The 16,222-nt window shown below is 69.1% G+C and carries 17 protein-coding genes and 2 pseudogenes; 13 read left to right on the top strand and 6 right to left on the bottom strand.

What is annotated here, in order from left to right; translation table 11 throughout:
- Positions 1-397: 397 nt before the first annotated feature.
- Entirely contained in the window at positions 398-877 is a 480-nt protein-coding gene (locus tag ACTMVF_RS24495) for a MarR family winged helix-turn-helix transcriptional regulator (RefSeq protein WP_441273248.1), read from the top strand.
- Positions 878-1,045: 168 nt separating this feature from the next.
- Here ACTMVF_RS24495 and ACTMVF_RS24490 read toward each other — a convergent pair whose 3' ends face one another.
- Entirely contained in the window at positions 1,046-1,447 is a 402-nt protein-coding gene (locus ACTMVF_RS24490) for an STAS domain-containing protein (RefSeq protein ID WP_441273247.1), read from the bottom strand.
- Between the two features lie 232 nt (positions 1,448-1,679).
- On the opposite strand from ACTMVF_RS24490, the gene ACTMVF_RS24485 reads away from it, so the two are divergent.
- Positions 1,680-2,150 carry an ATP-binding protein gene (locus ACTMVF_RS24485; RefSeq protein ID WP_441273246.1) on the top strand — a complete coding sequence of 157 codons (471 nt, stop codon included), beginning with the start codon at positions 1,680-1,682 and terminating at the stop codon, positions 2,148-2,150.
- A gap of 151 nt (positions 2,151-2,301) precedes the next feature.
- Here ACTMVF_RS24485 and ACTMVF_RS24480 read toward each other — a convergent pair whose 3' ends face one another.
- Positions 2,302-3,177: an RNA polymerase sigma factor SigF gene (locus ACTMVF_RS24480; RefSeq protein WP_441273245.1), complete on the bottom strand. Its 876-nt coding sequence runs from the start codon at positions 3,175-3,177 to the stop codon at positions 2,302-2,304.
- Between the two features lie 355 nt (positions 3,178-3,532).
- Here ACTMVF_RS24480 and ACTMVF_RS24475 point away from each other — a divergent pair, with 355 nt between their 5' ends.
- The 3 genes from ACTMVF_RS24475 (at position 3,533) to ACTMVF_RS24465 (ending at position 5,385) form a co-directional block, all read left to right on the top strand.
- Positions 3,533-4,375 carry an RNA polymerase sigma factor SigF gene (locus tag ACTMVF_RS24475; protein WP_441273244.1) on the top strand — a complete coding sequence of 281 codons (843 nt, stop codon included), beginning with the start codon at positions 3,533-3,535 and terminating at the stop codon, positions 4,373-4,375.
- A gap of 53 nt (positions 4,376-4,428) precedes the next feature.
- Positions 4,429-4,800, top strand: a complete 372-nt coding sequence (locus tag ACTMVF_RS24470) for a PRC-barrel domain containing protein (protein ID WP_441273243.1) — start codon at positions 4,429-4,431, stop codon at positions 4,798-4,800.
- Between the two features lie 144 nt (positions 4,801-4,944).
- Positions 4,945-5,385 carry an ATP-binding protein gene (locus ACTMVF_RS24465; protein WP_441273242.1) on the top strand — a complete coding sequence of 147 codons (441 nt, stop codon included), beginning with the start codon at positions 4,945-4,947 and terminating at the stop codon, positions 5,383-5,385.
- A gap of 59 nt (positions 5,386-5,444) precedes the next feature.
- On the opposite strand, the gene ACTMVF_RS24460 is transcribed toward ACTMVF_RS24465, so the two are convergent.
- Together ACTMVF_RS24460 and ACTMVF_RS24455 are read right to left on the bottom strand one after the other, a co-directional pair.
- The gene (locus ACTMVF_RS24460) at positions 5,445-5,882 is read right to left on the bottom strand and encodes an ATP-binding protein (protein WP_441273241.1); all 438 of its coding nucleotides are present in this window, start codon (positions 5,880-5,882) and stop codon (positions 5,445-5,447) included.
- Between the two features lie 166 nt (positions 5,883-6,048).
- The gene (locus tag ACTMVF_RS24455; protein WP_441273240.1) at positions 6,049-6,516 is read right to left on the bottom strand and encodes a hypothetical protein; all 468 of its coding nucleotides are present in this window, start codon (positions 6,514-6,516) and stop codon (positions 6,049-6,051) included.
- A 181-nt stretch (positions 6,517-6,697) separates the two neighbouring features.
- On the opposite strand from ACTMVF_RS24455, the gene ACTMVF_RS24450 reads away from it, so the two are divergent.
- The 3 genes from ACTMVF_RS24450 to ACTMVF_RS24440 all read left to right on the top strand — a co-directional run bounded on the left by ACTMVF_RS24450 (position 6,698) and on the right by ACTMVF_RS24440 (position 9,684).
- Positions 6,698-7,027, top strand: coding sequence for an antibiotic biosynthesis monooxygenase family protein (locus tag ACTMVF_RS24450; RefSeq protein ID WP_441273239.1), 330 nt, complete (start codon positions 6,698-6,700; stop codon positions 7,025-7,027).
- A 76-nt stretch (positions 7,028-7,103) separates the two neighbouring features.
- Positions 7,104-7,523, top strand: a complete 420-nt coding sequence (locus tag ACTMVF_RS24445; protein WP_441273238.1) for a hypothetical protein — start codon at positions 7,104-7,106, stop codon at positions 7,521-7,523.
- Positions 7,524-7,770: 247 nt separating this feature from the next.
- Positions 7,771-9,684, top strand: coding sequence for a cellulase family glycosylhydrolase (locus ACTMVF_RS24440; RefSeq protein ID WP_441273237.1), 1,914 nt, complete (start codon positions 7,771-7,773; stop codon positions 9,682-9,684).
- Between the two features lie 523 nt (positions 9,685-10,207).
- On the opposite strand, the gene ACTMVF_RS24435 is transcribed toward ACTMVF_RS24440, so the two are convergent.
- Positions 10,208-11,242 carry a LacI family DNA-binding transcriptional regulator gene (locus ACTMVF_RS24435; RefSeq protein WP_441273236.1) on the bottom strand — a complete coding sequence of 345 codons (1,035 nt, stop codon included), beginning with the start codon at positions 11,240-11,242 and terminating at the stop codon, positions 10,208-10,210.
- A gap of 181 nt (positions 11,243-11,423) precedes the next feature.
- Here ACTMVF_RS24435 and ACTMVF_RS24430 point away from each other — a divergent pair, with 181 nt between their 5' ends.
- The 5 genes and pseudogenes from ACTMVF_RS24430 to ACTMVF_RS24410 all read left to right on the top strand — a co-directional run.
- Complete coding sequence (locus ACTMVF_RS24430; protein WP_441273235.1) at positions 11,424-12,206, top strand: TIM barrel protein; 783 nt, start codon at positions 11,424-11,426, stop codon at positions 12,204-12,206.
- Between the two features lie 117 nt (positions 12,207-12,323).
- Entirely contained in the window at positions 12,324-13,343 is a 1,020-nt protein-coding gene (locus ACTMVF_RS24425) for a sugar ABC transporter substrate-binding protein (RefSeq protein WP_441273234.1), read from the top strand.
- Between the two features lie 95 nt (positions 13,344-13,438).
- Positions 13,439-14,458 carry a Gfo/Idh/MocA family protein gene (locus ACTMVF_RS24420; RefSeq protein WP_441273233.1) on the top strand — a complete coding sequence of 340 codons (1,020 nt, stop codon included), beginning with the start codon at positions 13,439-13,441 and terminating at the stop codon, positions 14,456-14,458.
- A 72-nt stretch (positions 14,459-14,530) separates the two neighbouring features.
- A complete protein-coding gene (locus ACTMVF_RS24415; protein WP_441273232.1) occupies positions 14,531-15,493 on the top strand; it encodes a sugar phosphate isomerase/epimerase family protein in 963 nt (320 codons plus the stop codon).
- Between the two features lie 77 nt (positions 15,494-15,570).
- Positions 15,571-15,843, top strand: a pseudogene (locus tag ACTMVF_RS24410) (methyltransferase); the annotation flags it as partial.
- 57 nt (positions 15,844-15,900) lie between these two features.
- Here ACTMVF_RS24410 and ACTMVF_RS24405 read toward each other — a convergent pair.
- Positions 15,901-16,146 (bottom strand): annotated as a pseudogene (locus tag ACTMVF_RS24405) (Gfo/Idh/MocA family protein); the annotation flags it as partial.
- Positions 16,147-16,222 lie beyond the last annotated feature (76 nt).

The following is a 16,222-nucleotide window of genomic DNA, read 5'->3' as shown; positions in this document are numbered from 1 at the left end:
CGCGGCCCCAGCCGGTCGAGGCGGACCACGATCGAGTCGTCGTCGGCCACGGGCGTGCCGCGGTGACCGGGCAGTTCCCTCAGGGCGGCGCCGGGGCTGAAGCGTGGTGAGGCCGGGGCCGGGCAGGAAGAGCTGGGCGGTCTTCGCCGGGTGGTCGTCGCACCGTACTTCGCGGACCGCGTCCACCATGGGGTGCGGGGCCGCGGAGCGAGCGCCGGCTCGGCTGCCAGGAATCTGCTCACGATGTCGGATACGCCATTCTCGTCACGGTGACGGCTTCGGAGCCGCGCTGTCGGGGAGGCCGTCCATCGGTCCTTGTTGTCCGTATCTAGCGCTCTGTGCGTATGGTCCGAACCGGCGGGCTGACAGTGCCCGGGAAGACTGAAAGGGTGGAGGCGTGACTTCCTCCCACTCGCATCCGCGGCCGGACGAGGTGGCGCATGTGACCTCCGAGGCCGCCGAGTTGCTGGAGGTCTTGTGGGGCCGGGCTTCGACAGCACCGGTGTCCGCCTCCCAGATCCGCGTGCTGTTCGTCCTGGAACACACCGACGGCATCAACCTGCGCATGCTCGCCGAGGCCCTTGGCTCCACGCCGTCGTCGACCAGCCGGCTGTGCGACCGTCTCCAGGCGGTCGGCTTCGTCGAACGCGGGCCCAGCGCCTCCAGCCGCCGCGAGCTGCGACTGCGGCTGAGCCGTCGCGGCCGGTCGTTCCTGGCGGGGCTGCGCGGACGACGCGAAGCCGCTCTGTGGTCCGTGCTGGAGCAGATGCCGGTCACGAAGCGGACCGCTCTGCTGGAGGGTCTGGAGGCGTTCTGCGCCGCGGCGTCCGCGGGGATCCACGAGGGCGACGAAGCCTCCGGTATCAGGAGCACCTGAATCCCGCGGGCGACGCGGGAAGTCGTCGTTGCTGATCGGCACGTTCCACACCCCTCCCGCGCTGGACTCGCTCACTCTGTTTCCTCACAGTCACAGTTGTCAAACGACAACTGTCGGTGCTGTGGGCGCGGCTCGCGATCGATGAACCGCCTTCCCCGGAAGCCGTCTTCACCCCTCCTCCGGGTTCGGCGGCTCGGGGTCCGCCGGCCCGGCGTCCGCGGCGGCGAGCGCCTCCTCGGCGCTCGCCACGATGGGGACGGTGATGCTGACACCGGTGAGATCCAGGATCCGCCGGACGGCGGGCGCCGGGGAGATGACGTACACACCGCCCGGAAGCTCCCGCACCTCCTGATAGGCGCGCAGGATGATGTTCATGCCGGACGAGTCCATGAAGGGAACGTCGGCGATGTCCAATAGGAAGTGACGTCGGCCGTGGTGGAGCTGGTTGGCGATGTGGTGCTGCAACTCGGTCGCTGTATCCATGTCCAGGTCGCCCTCGACCGTGAGCAGCACGGCATCTTCGCGGGGCACTTCCACCTTGATCGACAAGGGATTCTGGGCAACGGACACAAGTACCTCCCATAGGCGTTGACGATCGGGACGGGTGCCCCGCCGGACGGATTTGATGCATCGCGGATCGACACTTCTGTCCTGCCGACTCGGCCGCTGTCGACCGGCCGTCGATGCGTTCGCCCGCCTACCCCCGAATCCCCCTTACACACTGCCCGAAGAGCGGTTTGGCGGCTGGTGGACTGGTCACGCGAATAGGGAGAACCCCTCGCCTCGGTCAGGGAGCGGAAGGATGAGTGAGAAGTACCGGATCGGCGCCACCAGGAGCCCGGCGGACGCGGGCCGTGCGCGCCACGGACCGCTGAGTCCGGCCGAGGCACGCGGAGCCGTGCGGCAGGTCCTGTCCGAAGAGTCACGTACGCGGGGCACCGCGTGCGGGCCGGACGCACTCTCGGACGCGCTGCTGGTGGCATCGGAGTTGACGACCAACGCGATGCTGCACGGCGGCGGCGTCACCGGCTTCGACGCCGAGGTCGTGGGCCAGAACCTGTACCTGTCCGTCAGTGACCGGGAGCGGCGCCGGCCGGTCACTGTGGACCCGGTCGACCGCCAGGGACGGCACCGCTGTGGAGGCCGCGGCTGGCCGATCGTGTGCAGGCTGTCCCAGACCGTGCTGGTGTCGGATCTCCCGGCCGGCGGCAAGTGCGTCACCGCCGTGATTCCCCTGTCGGCACAGTGCCGGCACCCGGTCGGCGGAAGCTGACCGGGTGCCGGGTGGACGGCCGGTCGGCCGGGTCGAGTCGAGGGTCGAGGTGGGCTGACGACACCTCGGCCGCGGCCCACCTCGACGGACACCACTCGTCCCTCGACCGACACCACTCGTATCGACGACACCAGCCCTCGGCCGGTACCGGTCAGGCGACCCCGGGCTCCAACAGCCCGGCGCGCAGCTGCTTGATGATGCGGCTGATGAGCCGCGAGACGTGCATCTGGGAGACGCCGATGCGGTCGGCGATCTGCGCCTGGGTGAGCTCCTCGACAAAACGCAGATGGAGGATCCGGCGCTCACGCTCGTCGAGACCGGCGATCAGGGGTGCCAACGAGTGGAAGTCCTCGACGAGTTCCAGCGAGGGATCCTCCTCACCGAGGAGGTCGGCCAGGACGGACTCGCCGTTCTCGGCGTCGGAGGTGACGGCCGCGTCGAGGGAGGCGGACCGGTAGCCGTTGGCGGCCTTGCGGGCCTCGATCACCTCTTCCTCCGACAGCGACATCAGCTGTGCGAGCTCGGGGGTGGTCGGCGTGCGGCCCAGCCGGGAGCGGAGTTCCTCCGTCGCCCTGGTCAGCTCCACGCGCGCCTCCTGCAGGCGGCGCGGCACATGGACCGCCCAGCTCGTGTCGCGGAAGAAGCGCTTGATCTCGCCGACGATGTACGGGACGGCGAACGTCGTGAACTCGACCTCCCGGGACACCTCGAAGCGGTCGATGGCCTTGATCAGCCCGATGGTCCCGACCTGGACGACGTCCTCCAGCGAGTCCCCACGGGCGCGGAAGCGCGACGCGGCGTACCGCACGAGCGACAGGTTGATCTCGATCAACGTGTTGCGTACGTACTGGTGCTCGTGCGTGCCCTCTTCCAACATGGCCAGGCGGTCGAAGAACTGACGCGACAACTCGCGTGCGTCCTGGGGCCTCACTTTCGTCGGATCCTCGATCAGCGGCAGCGCCGCCCCGTCCGTCGTGACCGTCTCCTGTGCCGTGGCCGTTGCCTGCGCCACCGTCACGGCTGCCATGCCGCCCTCCCGATTGCCGAAACCAGTTGCCTTTCCCCGCGTGCCCTGGCTCGCGCGGCTCACTCCCCTTCGGTCGCCGGAAACACGGCCCGGTGGTGACTTCTGGCGTGAAGTCGCCCCTGGACGCGGTCGATTCCGGACACGCCGTCCGCGCAGGCCCCCGGCCGACGTCGGCCCTTTGTCGCCCCTCGTGTGTCCGGAGCAGTTTGCGTGGTCGGTCGTGGGGCATGCGGGATTTCGTGCTTCGGACCAGAGGCGCACCGGTGCTGGAGGTGTGACCGCTCCGGGGCTTTCGTGCCCCGTGCACCGTTTCCCACGGAGATTCCCTGAGAACGCCGTTCAGGAGCTGTTCCCCATGCTGGTTGAGACGTCCGCTCATGGTTCCGACCTCGCTGCCGCCCGTCCCCGAGTGTCGGGGGGACGCGTCCACGACGACGCCCCCGACACCGCTGCCGACTTCGCCCGCCTGGCCGCTCTGCCCGAAGGGCCCGAACGAGACGCGGTACGCGACGAACTCACCAAGGCGTGGCTGCCCATGGCCCACCGCATCGCCGGCCGATTCCGCAACCGCGGGGAGTCGCTGGAGGATCTGCGCCAGGTCGCGGCCCTCGGACTGGTGAAGGCGATAGACCGGTTCGAGCCCGGACGGGGGGCCTTCGAGAGCTATGCCGTGCCCACCATCACCGGAGAGATCAAGCGGCACTTCCGCGACCGGATGTGGGCCCTGCGGGTCCCCCGCCGTGTCCAGGAGCTGCGCAACAAGGTGCGGTTCGCGCGTCGCGACCTCACCGAGACCGCGGGCGGCGCCATGCCGTCGGTCGCCGAGATCGCCGCTCACGCGGGGCTCACCGAGGACGAGGTCAACGCGGGGTTGGAGGCCCTGGAGAGCTTCAGCACGCTGTCCCTCGACGCCGAGATGTCCTCGAGCGACGACGGCTTCAGCCTCGCCGACACGATCGGCGCCTGCGACGAGGCGTACGACGTCGTCGTCGACCGGGAGGCGGCGAAGGAGGGGCTGCGGCGGCTGCCCGAGCGCGAGCGCGCCATCTTGTACATGCGTTTCTTCGAGGACATGACGCAAAGCCGCATCGCCGATCGCCTGGGCATCTCGCAGATGCACGTCTCCCGCATCATCAGCCGGTGCTGCGCACGGGTGCGGGACGAGGCTCTGGACCCGGGGTCCCAGCCCGAGCACTGATGCGGCGGGACCAGTGATGAAGAAGGAAGCTACGACACGGAGAAGGAAGCGATGTGAGCACCGACAGAATCTGGTCGTATCCTCCCGGCAGCGGCCACCAGGAGGGGCGGACGCTCACGGGGTTCACGGTCGAGGCGACCGACGGGATCGTCGGCCATGTGGACCGCCAGGCCGATGACACACCCCTGCGGCACTTGATCGTCGACACGGGCGCGTGGGTGTTCGGCAGAAGCCTGCTGATACCCGCGGGCACGGTCACCGGCGTCGACATGACGACCCGGGTGGTCACCGTGGGGTGCACCCGGGCGGAGGCCAAGGCGGCGCCCCGCTTCGAGACCGACCGCGAGACCCTCGATCCCGCGTACCTGTCCACCGTCGGTGCGTACTACGCCGCTCTGCCCCATGGATCGGGCGCGAACGGGTAGCCGAGCCACATGGACGTGGACGGGCGACGAGGAGTGGAGACGACAGCGTGCGAGGAGTGAAGTGACACAAGCCGCAGCCCTCTTGGTGCGCGCCTGCGATGCTCGGGGCAAGACGAGCATCCCGCGGGCAGCGGACGAGCAACCGTGAAGCCGGCGGAGCGCCGTCCGGCCGAGGACAGCGGGACGGCGCCTGGCCGGTCGGCCCCGATCACCAGCGCGGCGACGGCACGCAGGTATGTGCGGTCGCTCGTGGACGAGCACTGGCGTGCGCAGTCCGGCGCGGCGAGCGAGAGAGCCCTCATGGACCTCCTGCTGGTCGTGTCGGAACTGGTCACCAACGCCATCCGGCACGGCGGCGGCCTAGCGGGGTTCGAGGTGGCCCTGCTTCCCGAGGGGGTGAAGCTGAGCGTGCACGACTACAGCGACGCCGTTCCCTCCGCCGCCTTCGGGCCGGGCACCTTGCCCCGATCGCACGAGGGCAGCGGATACGGATGGCCGCTGATCATCCGCCTCTCCCGGGAGATCCTCATCGAGCACCGCCGGGAGGGCGGCAAGACGGTCGGCGTGCTGGTGCCGCTGACGTGAGAGACCAGGGCGGGAACGCGTGCACGTCCTTCACCAGGACAGGAACGCGTGCACGTCCTTCACCAGGGCAGGAACGCGTGCACGTCCTTGCCGTCCTCACGCACCACCACGCTGACCTGATCACACAGTGTGTGGAGCAGATACCAGCCGATACCGCCGCCACCGCCCTTGCCCGGGTGGAAGGGACGCGGCGCCGGTGAAGTGGTGCTCGTGTCGCCGAGCGTCACGTGCACACCGTCGAACGCCTTGCGCAGCGTCAGCTGGAACGGCCCCGGAGCGTACTGGATGGCGTTGGCGGCGAGCTCGCTGACGACCAGCAGGATGTCGTCCCGGTACTCGGGCGCCGCCGGCGGTGAGGACCGCGCCAGCGTGCTCAGGAACTCCTCCGCGCACTGGCGGGCTCTCGTCACATCACCGAATCCCCCGTCAAACCCGACCTCCCAGTCCTCGATCTCTTCGGAGGACGGTTTGCCGCCCCCACGCGATTCGGTAGCCATCACACCTTCTTCGGCCCGTCCGCCCGTCGGCCGCCGTGACTCGTCGTGCTGCTTCCACCCCGCTGGTTCCCAGCCAGGGCGCGAGTACTCGTCCTGAATTGGTCGAAGCAGTGGGGCATCTCGGACGAAAGCGACGACAGAGCCTGCTGTGTCGATCGGATCGCGGTCAGCCGGCGAACACCCTGCCTTCCTTCACCTCGTAGTGCGTGGGCTCCGAGCAGCCGATGGAAGGTGTGATCAGCAGGCTCACGGTGAGCGGCGCGGGGTCCGTGCTCGCGGTGGAGAACTCGCAGACGGCGCCACTGCCCGTCAGCGGGTACCAGAACCACCCGTCGACGTCTCCCACGGTGACCCGGTCGGACTCCTTCCACGCGCCACCGCTCTGTGTGTAGACCTGCAGCCGCACCGAGGCGGCGTTCTCGTCCTGTGTCGACCGCAGGGCGGTCAACGTGACCTTGTAGTCGCTGCCGAGGACGGACGAGGCGATCTGCCGTGTCTGCGGCGCCGCGGCGCCGGCGCTGGACGCTCCGGCGCCCGCCGTCCCGAGGACGGCCGCCGTGAGGAGAGTGGCGACTGCGGTCACGGCACGACGAGTGCGGTTGCGGTTGCGGTGCTGATTACGGACCAGGCTCATGTGTTCCCCCGTTGGAACGAGATGTACTGGAAGGTCGGATTGATTCGTACGGTGGTTGAGACCAGTCAGCTGCCTGGAGGGTTGTACGGCGACATGCCCGGCAACGTGAACTTCGCGCCGGCCGGCGGTGCGGCACGAGCCGCTGCGCGTCCGGCTGCGGCCGTGCGGCAGGATGAGCACCATGAGCGTAGTCAAGATCAACGTACTGACCGTCCCCGCCGAGCAGCGCGAGACGCTGGAGAAGCGCTTCGCCTCCCGTGCGCACGCCGTGGAGAACTCCGACGGGTTCGAGTGGTTCGAGCTCCTGCGGCCGGTCGAGGGCACCGACACCTACCTCGTGTACACGCGCTGGCGTGACGAGGAGTCCTTCCAGGCCTGGATGGAGGGCCCCATGAAGTCGGCCCACCAGGGCGGCGGCACGGAAGGCGGCGAACGCCCCAAGCCGGCGGCCAGCGGGTCCACCCTGTGGTCCTTCGAGGTCGTCCAGCAGGCGGGGCCGAAGGGCGAGTAGCGCGTAGCGGTCACTGGCGGGGGCTTCGCCCCCGCCGTCGCTCGGCCCCGATCGCGCCCGATGCCGCAATGCGGGGATGTCATCCTCGCGCAGCCTCCCCGGTTTCGACCGGGACGACTTCCACATCGACTTCGAGCGCCGCCAGGTCACCTGCCCCCAGGACCAGGTCAGCGCGGGCTGGCACGGCCCCTACCCGACCTCCTCTCCCACCGCCGCCCCGCTGATCGTGGCCCAGTTCACCAAGAGCCAGTACCGCCCCTGCCCGGCCCGTACCCGCTGCACCACCACCGCCGACAGCGCCCGGACCGTCGGCTTTCCCCCACGAGAACTCCGCGACCTGCAACTCCGCGTCCGCGCCGAACAGCAGACCCCCAACGAGTTCGCCCACGGACATGGCATGCGCCACTGCCGCTATCGAGGACAGCCGAAAGCCCACCTGCAACACATCCTCACGGCCATCGCCGTGAACATCTTCTGGCGAACCCTCGGCAGTTGAGCCCGACCATCCAAGATCCCCGACAGAGTCAAGCTGAGCTTGGTGTTCAACCTCGGCCGTTCACCTGACCCTCTGTTCTTGGTTCATTCCCGGGACAACAGGGCGCCTCGATGGCCAGTGACTTGTCGGGACTTTCCGGTCCGCTGCTCGCGGGCCGGGTGCAGAGAAGGCGTGAGATCCCCCGCTGGGTGACCGACGGCCCGGTCGGCATCAACGGCAGATGAGCAGGGAACCCCGACGAGCTCGCGTGACGCCGCGCCTGACGCCCCATGAGGAGAAGCGCTTCGACGCGCAACTTTTCGAAAACTCGATTGAGGTTCCATGCGGATTAGCCCGTTCTCTCCGTCGTCAGGTTGCGCTAGGCTCCCGCACCGTGTCGAAGCGCTTCGACGATGACGTATTCGACGCAGGGGGCAGGCCTTTCGACTCAATGGAGAGTTCTATGCCGAGTTCAGCCGGTTTCACTCGCCGCCAGGTCATGACGACCTCCGCGGCCCTCGCCGTCACGGCGTCGTCCATCCCGACGGCCGCCCAGGCCGCCGCCCGGTCCACCGGTTCCGCCGCGTCGGCGTCCGCGATGGATGTCGTCGCACACATGCAGCCCGGCTGGAATCTGGGCAACAGCTTCGAGGCCATCGGCGCCGACGAGACGGCGTGGGGCAACCCGCGGGTGACCCAGGCGTTCTTGCGCAGGGTGAAGGCGCAGGGATTCAAAAGCATCCGGATACCGGTGACTTGGGGTCAGCACGAGGGCCCCGCTCCCACCTACACCCTCGACCCGGCGTTCCTGGCCAGGATCAAGCAGGTGGTCGACTGGGCCCTGGCCGAGGGCTTCTACGTTCTGATCAACATGCACGGCGACGCGTGGCAGTGGGTGCCGAACATGCCGACCCAGCATGACGCGGTCCTGGCGCAGTACACGGCCACCTGGCAGCAGATCGCGGCCACCTTCCGGGACGCATCGCGCCGACTGCTCTTCGAGAGCATCAACGAGCCCTTCTTCACCGGCAGCTCCGGCGATCAGCAGAACGCCGTTCTGATGAACGAGCTCAACACGACCTTCCACTCCGTCGTGCGCGCGACCGGCGGAGGCAATGCCGACCGCCTGCTCGTCATGCCGACCCTCGGGGACACCCCGGATCAGCCCAAGATCGACACCCTGCTCGCCACCTTCGCCGCGCTCGACGACCCCAACCTCGTGGCCTCGGTCCACTACTACAGCTTCTGGCCCTTCAGCGTGAACCTCGCCGGCTACACGACCTTCAACGCGGCCACCCAGCAGGACCTGACCGACACGTTCGACCTGCTGCACAGGGCCTTCGTGGCCAAGGGAATCCCGGTCGTCGTCGGTGAGTACGGGCTGCTCGGCTGGGACTCCGGCCCCGGCACGGTCGAACAGGGCGAGACGCTCAAGTACCTCGAGTATCTCGGCTACTACGCGCGCCACCGGGGCTTGACCACGATGCTGTGGGACAACGGCAGTCGCTTCAACCGCCGCACCCTGCAATGGAACGACCCGAGCCTCTATGCGCAGATACGGTCGAGCTGGACCGGGCGCTCCGGCACCGCGTCCACTGATCAGCTCTTCGTGCCCAAGGGCAAGACCCCGACGGACGCGACGATCACGCTGAACCTCAACGGCACCAGGCTGCTGAGGATCGATGTCGGCACCCGCCCCCTGATCCGGGGCGTGGACTACACCGTCAGCGGCAACACGCTGACGATCGCAGCGGCGACGCTCAGCCGGCTGACCGCATCACAGGAGTACGGCACGAATGCCGTCCTGTCCCTCCGGTTCACGGAAGGAATTCCTTGGGCCGTCAACGTCATCACCTATGACAAGCCGGTACTGACGAGCGCGACGGGTACGACAGCCTCGCTGGTGATACCCACCGCGTTCAACGGAGACAAGTTGGCGACCATGGAAGCCGTCTATGCCGACGGCACCGCCGCCGGTCCGCAGCCCTGGACGACGTACCAGCAGTTCAATGTGGCCTTCACACCGGACTACACCGCAGGCACGATCACCTTGCCGACCGCGTTCTTCGACGCTGTCACCGACAACACCACCGTGACCCTCACCTTCCACTTCTGGAGCGGGGCGATCTTGACGTACACGCTGACCAGATCCGGCACCGCGGTCACGGGCACCTCTGCCTGAGGGCGACGGCCCGGCTGGGTGCATTCAGTGTGCTGCCGCGCTCGCTGTGCAAGGACTGCCTCGACGGCGGCCGCCTCACGCTCCTCCACGAAGCAGGAGATCGTCGCTCAGCACCCTGTTCCTCGTGCATCGGCCGGGCGCCTGTGCCAACCCCGACGTGATCCGGGTGCGTGACGTCCTCCGGAGCGCCGCCCGCGACCGGTAGGCGAACCGGACCCGGATTCGCGGGGGACAGCAGTGCGCATTCCTGGCTTGCGGATCACGGCGCCGTCATGCAGCTCACCGCTCACTGGCCTCAGGCGGCCGACCGATCCGCTTCATGCCCATCCGTTCCATGCCCCAGGTGGTGCGGTGTCTGAACAGCGCGATCCAAGGCAGCGGCTCGCGTTCGCCCGCTTGCCTGCCTCCTTGGCTCGCGCGTCCGCCTGGATGGAGGCGGGTTCCTCGGCGGACAGCCGCGGGTGGTCCTTCGGGGCCGCGGTGGAACTTCGACCAGATCGGGCCGGGGCTGGGGCAGCGCGGGTCAGGAGCGGCAAGGTGCCCTGGTGGTGCTTCGTATGACGAGGTGTGGTGTGACGACGACTTCTCGTTCGTCGTCCGCCGCCCCACCCTCCAGCCGGGCGACGGCCCGGCTCACGGCCCGGCGCGCCAGCTGGCGGGCTTCTTGCCCGACCGTGGTGAGTTGGACGTGGGCGAGGCGGGCGAGGTGGCTGTCGTCGAAGCCGACGACCGAGATCTCGTCGGGCACAGGGATACGGGCGCGCAGGAAGGTGTCGAGGACGCCGATGGCGCAGTGGTCGTTGAAGGCGAGGACGGCGGTGGGGCGGGCAGCCTCGGCGAGGAGTGTTCGTGCGGCTGCCGCGCCGTGGTCCTCGGTCAGCCCGCCCGGCACGAGGCGGACGCGGTCGGTGAGGCCGTGGTGCTTCATGGCCGACTTGTAGCCGCGGCGCCGATCGGCAGCGCCCGGCGCCCTGCCCCCGTCGATGTGGACGATGTCGCGATGGCCCAGTGCCACGAGGTGGTCGACCGCCTGGCGGGCGCCCTCGTCGTCGGCCGCGCGGACGACGTCGACGCCGTCGGTGAGCGGACGCAGCCGGCGGGCCACGGAGACGACGGGAAGCTGCGCCGCGAGTTCTGCCAGCCGGGCCGCCGGGGCATGGGGGCTGAGCAGGATCAACGCCTCGCAGCGGTCGGCGAGCAGCGTCTCCACCGCCTCCTGTTCGCTGCGGCTCGCGGCGACGGCGCTGAGCGCGATCTGATAGCCGGCCGCCCCCGCCGCGGCGTAGAGCGCCTCAACCATGTCGGCGTGGAAGGGCTGTCGCAGGTCGAACTGCACTCCCACCAGGTGCGAGCGGCTGCTGCGCAGGAGGCGGGCCCTGCTGTCCGGCCGGTAGCCGATCTCCTGCGCGGCCCGCAGCACCCGCTCGCGACTTGCCGCGCTGGGCCCCTTGGCACCGCGCATGACCATGGAGGCAAGCGGCACGGAGACACCTGCCCGCGCCGCGAGGTCGCTGAGCGTCGGCCGCTTTCCGTCCGGGACGGCAGAGGGCGATGGCACCGTCGGCCTTCCTGATCGAGGGTCTTCTCCGAGGTGATCGTAGACCGAGCCAAGCAGGACACGCACTGGTCAACGTTGTCACAACGTTATAAATCAAATGTCCGCACAAACCCTTGACAGGCTGCCCGGCGCCTGGCGTACTGCTCCTGTTCTCTTAGAACGTTATAACTCTGGAGCTGCGATGTACACGTTGGCGGTCTGTGCCGAGATGGTCTACCGCGACCTGCCGATCGAGGAGCGGGCCCGGCGCATCCACGAGGCCGGCTTCCAGGTGGAGATCTGGGACTGGACCCGGCACGACCTGAACGCACTGGCCCAGACCCCCGCCGAGTTCTCCTCGATGACCGGCTACATCCGCGGCACCCTGACCGACCCGGACGGCGCAGCCGAACTCCTGCGCACAGCCGAGGAGTCGATCAAGGCCGCCGAGCATCTCGGCTGCCCCCGGCTCAACCTGCACGGCACCGGCCTGGACAGCGAGGGCCTGCCCGTGGTGCCGGTGACCGACGAGGCCACCGGCGACATGTGGATCACCGCCCACCGCACGCTCACCCGCCTGGCCGAACTGGGCGAAAGCGCGGGCGTCACCTTCACCTTGGAGAACCTCAACACCGCCGTCGACCACCCCGGCGTCCCGTTCGCGCGGGCCGCCGACACCTACGCCCTGGTCGCGGCAGTCGATCGGCCCGGTCTGCGGATGAATCTGGACCTGTACCACGCCCAGATCGACGAGGGAAACCTCATCGAACTGATCCGCCGCGCGCACGGCGCCGGCCTGATCGGAGAGATCCAGGTCGCCGACGTGCCCGGCCGCTGCGAACCCGGCACCGGAGAGATCAACTATCCGGCCGTCGCCTACGCCCTCACCGACCTCGGCTACGACGGCACGGTCGCCCTGGAGGCATGGCCCTCCGGCGACAGTCACACCGCGATGGAGCGGTTCCGCGCCGCGTTCACCCTCTGATCCCCCCGAGTCGCACAGCAGGCTACCCAATAGCTCCCCGCCCGACCCACAACGGGATGTGTGGCGTCCCGCCGGTGGATCACCCCTTCCCGCAAGTCAGCACAGTGAGGTGCCGAAATGAACCGCTCGCTTCCCTCCCGCTCCCGCAGATTCACCATGCTCGTGGCCATGGCCGCCAGTACAGTCCTGGCACTCGCCGGCTGCTCCAGCAGCTCGGGCGGCAAGCAGTCGGAGGAGAGCGCCGGTGGCGTCTCTGCCGGCAAGGCCACCACGCCCCGCATGACCATCGCGATGATCACCCACGCCGTCCCCGGTGACACGTTCTGGGACACCATCCGCAAGGGCGCCCAGGCCGCGGCCGCCAAGGACAACGTCAAGCTGATCTACTCCTCCGACCCGATCGGGGGCAACCAGGCCAACCTGGTGCAGAACGCGATCGACCAGAAGGTCGACGGCATCGCCGTCACCCTCGCCAAGCCCGATGCCATGAAGGAAACGGTGGCAAAGGCAGTGCGGGCCGGTATACCCGTGGTCGGCTTCAACTCCGGTGTGGACGACTGGAAGAAGCAGGGCCTGCTCGAGTACTTCGGCCAGGACGAGACCGTCGCGGGCGAGGCGATCGGGAAGAAGCTGAGTTCCCTCGGTGCCAAGAAGGTCGCCTGTGTCATTCAGGAACAGGGCCAGGTCGCCCTCGAGGCACGCTGCGCGGGCGTGAAGAAGGGCTTCACGGGCACGACGGAAAACCTGTTCGTCAATGGCGCCGACATGCCGTCCGTGCAGTCGACCATCACCGCCAAGCTCAAGCAGGACCCTTCCATCGACTACGTCGTCACCCTCGCCGCCCCGGTCGCGCTGACCGCCACGCAGGCCGTGTCCGACGGCGGCAGCAAGGCCAAGGTCGCCACCTTCGACCTCAACAAGGAACTCGTGAAGGCGATCCAGGGCGGCAGCATCCAGTTCGCCGTCGACCAGCAGCCCTACCTGCAGGGGTACCTGGCGGTCGACTCCCTCTGGCTCTACAAGAACAACGGCAACTACAGCGGCGGTGGCGTGGCGCCCGTGCTGACCGGCCCGGCCTTCGTCGACAAGTCCAACGTCGAGGCCGTCGCCACGTTCGCCGCCAAGGGAACACGGTGACGCGTACGACCCGGGTCACGGCCGGACCCGTGTGGGTTCGGCCGGCCCTCTGCTGACCGTCACCGCCATCGCCCACCCTCAAGTCAAGGAACCACATGACCTACCGCACCTCCCTCGGAGTCGCCGTGATCGGCGCCGGCCGCATGGGAGCCGATCACGTACGCCGGATCAGCGAGGTGACCAGCGGCGCCCATGTGGCCGCCGTTGTCGACGTCGACATCGATCGCGCCAAGACGGTCGCCGCCGACGTCGAAGGATGCGCGGCCTACGGCGACGTCGCCGAAGCGATGGCCTCACCCGACGTCGACGCGGTGCTGCTCGCCTCCCCGGGCGTCGCCCACGAGGCGGCACTGCTCACCGCGTTCGAGCACGACCTGCCCGTCCTGTGCGAGAAGCCCCTCACCCCCGACGCCGCCTCCGCCCTGCGCGTGCTGGAGGCCGAGCAGCGGCTCGGGCACCGCCGGGTGCAGGTGGGCTTCATGCGCCGTTACGACCATGAGTACATCAAGCTCAAAGCGCTGCTGGACAGCGGGGAACTGGGCCGGCCGCTGATGCTGCACAACCGGCACCGCAACCCGTCCTGCCCGCCGGACTTCACCAGCGCCATGCTCATCAACGACTCCGTGACCCACGAGATGGACATCACCCGCTGGCTGCTCGGCCAGGAGATCACGTCCGTCACAGTGCTGCGGCCGCGGCCCTCCGGCAACGCGCCCGAAGGGCTGGCCGATCCGCAGTTCGTCGTCTTCGAAACCGACGGCGGCGCCCTGGTCGACGTCGAGATCTACGTCAACGCCCGCTACGGCTACCAGGTCCAGGCCGAGGCGGTGTGCGAGCACGGCATCGCCCGCATCGGCGACCGGCACGACATGCTCGTCAGCACCGGCGGACGCTGGGGCGGCACGGTCACCCCCGGCTTCGTCGAGCGGTTCGAGGAAGCGTACGACCGCGAGGTCCAGGCATGGGTCGACGCCACCCGGCGCGGCGAGGTCACCGGCCCCAGCGCCTGGGACGGCTACGCCGTGGCCGCGGTCTGCGAGGCGGGCGTCCGCGCCCAGAACGAGGGCCGCCGCGTCGAGGTGGAACTCGCCGACCGCCCCGCCTTCTACAGCTGACCCCTACCGCCGCCACACCGAACCACCGGGGAACGACGACCCCCGCCGACCACACCGCAGACGGGACGCATCATGAAGATCGGTCTGAACACCGACAGCGTCGGGCAGCTCACGCTCGACGAGACCCTGGACCTGGCCGCCGAACTCGGCCTGGACCACGTGGAGTTCGCCACCGGCGCCTGGTCCACCGCCCCGCACATCGACATCGACCGGCTTCTCGACAGCGACGGCGCGCGCCGCGAACTGCTGGCCAAGGTCGCCGACCGAGGGCTCACGATCAGCGCCCTCACCTGCTCGGGCAACCCCCTGCACCCCGGGCCCAGCGGCCGCGAGCACGACCAGGTCGCGCGCAGGACGATCGCTCTCGCCCCGCTCCTCGGCGTCGACCGCGTGGTGATGATGTCCGGGCTGCCGGGCGGGCCGGGCGACGCCAACCCCAACTGGATCACGGTCTCCTGGCCGCCGGAGACCACACAGATCCTCGACTGGCAATGGACCGAGGTCGTACTCCCGTACTGGCGAGACCTCGTCGCCCACTCCCGTGACCGGGGCGTACCCAAGCTCGCTCTGGAGATGCACGCCCACCAGGCGGTGTACAACGTCCCCACCCTCCTGCGCCTGCGCGAGGAGGTCGGGCCCGTGGTCGGAGCCAACTTCGACCCCAGCCACCTGATGTGGATGGGCGCCGACCCGCTCGCCGCCATCGAGACCCTGGGCGAGGCGATCTACCACGTGCACGCCAAGGACACCCGGCTGGAACCCTCCCGCCAGGCCCTGACCAGCAGGCTGGAGACGCTGCCGGTCATGGCCGCCAAGGAACGCTCCTGGAACTACGTCACCCTCGGCTACGGCCACGACGACGCGTTCTGGCGCGCTTTCTGCCTCGCCCTGCGCCGAGCCGGCTACGACGACGTCCTGAGCATCGAGCACGAGGACGTTCTTGTGGCCCCCGTCGAGGGCGTCACCAAAACCGTCGATCTGCTGCGCCGCGTCATCCTGCGCGACCCCAGCTCCTACAAGCCCCAGGAGATCTGAGCCGTCCTGAGCCGCACGGACACGAGTTCCGCGCGGCTCGGTCCGCCAGGCCGAGGTCGACCGCAAAACGCCCAGTTCTTGTCCTCGGAAAGCTCCTGGTGCTGCTGGAGGACGACTACACCCCGGCGTTGCGCCGGGCTCCCGACGTCCGCCAGGCGTGTCTGGACGCCTACGGCTCCCCGAAGGGGCCCACGGTGGTCTCTCTGCGGGAACTGCTGGGAGTGATCGGCGCTCACCAGTGGCGCTTGAACGGAGTCGATGTGCCGGCGCTCGGGACTCGCATCCACCCCCACTACGGCGTTTTCGCCCCGGTCAGAGGCGAGTACGTCGACCTGGTCGCCCATACGCCGTGACGCGGCCGTTTCCGCGAGGAGCCGGGCATCGGCCGCGGTCGTCGCGACGGGTTTCTCGCATACGACGTGCTTGCCGGCCCGCAGGGCGGCGACCGCCTGGCTGACGTGCAGGTGGTTGGGGGTGCAGACGTGGACGACGTCGATCGTGTCGTCGCTCAGGACGGCATCGAGGTCCGGGTAGCCGACATCGACCTGCCACCGCTCGGCCGCCGCGAGGCTGCGCTCCGCCGTGGAGGACAGGACGCCGACGACCTCGGCCCCGCTCGCGCGTGCGCTACGCAGGTGGACGTCGCCGATCATGCCCGCGCCGAGGACGGCGCCCCGCAGGCTCGGGGTGCGCCGCGCCCGGCCGGTCGCAGCCGCCGTTACACGTGTG

The sequence above is a fragment of the Streptomyces sp. SD31 genome (assembly GCF_052068475.1).
GTDB lineage: Bacteria > Actinomycetota > Actinomycetes > Streptomycetales > Streptomycetaceae > Streptomyces.
Note: the sequence above shows the minus strand (reverse complement) of the source record. Positions and strands in the feature narration are given on the sequence as shown.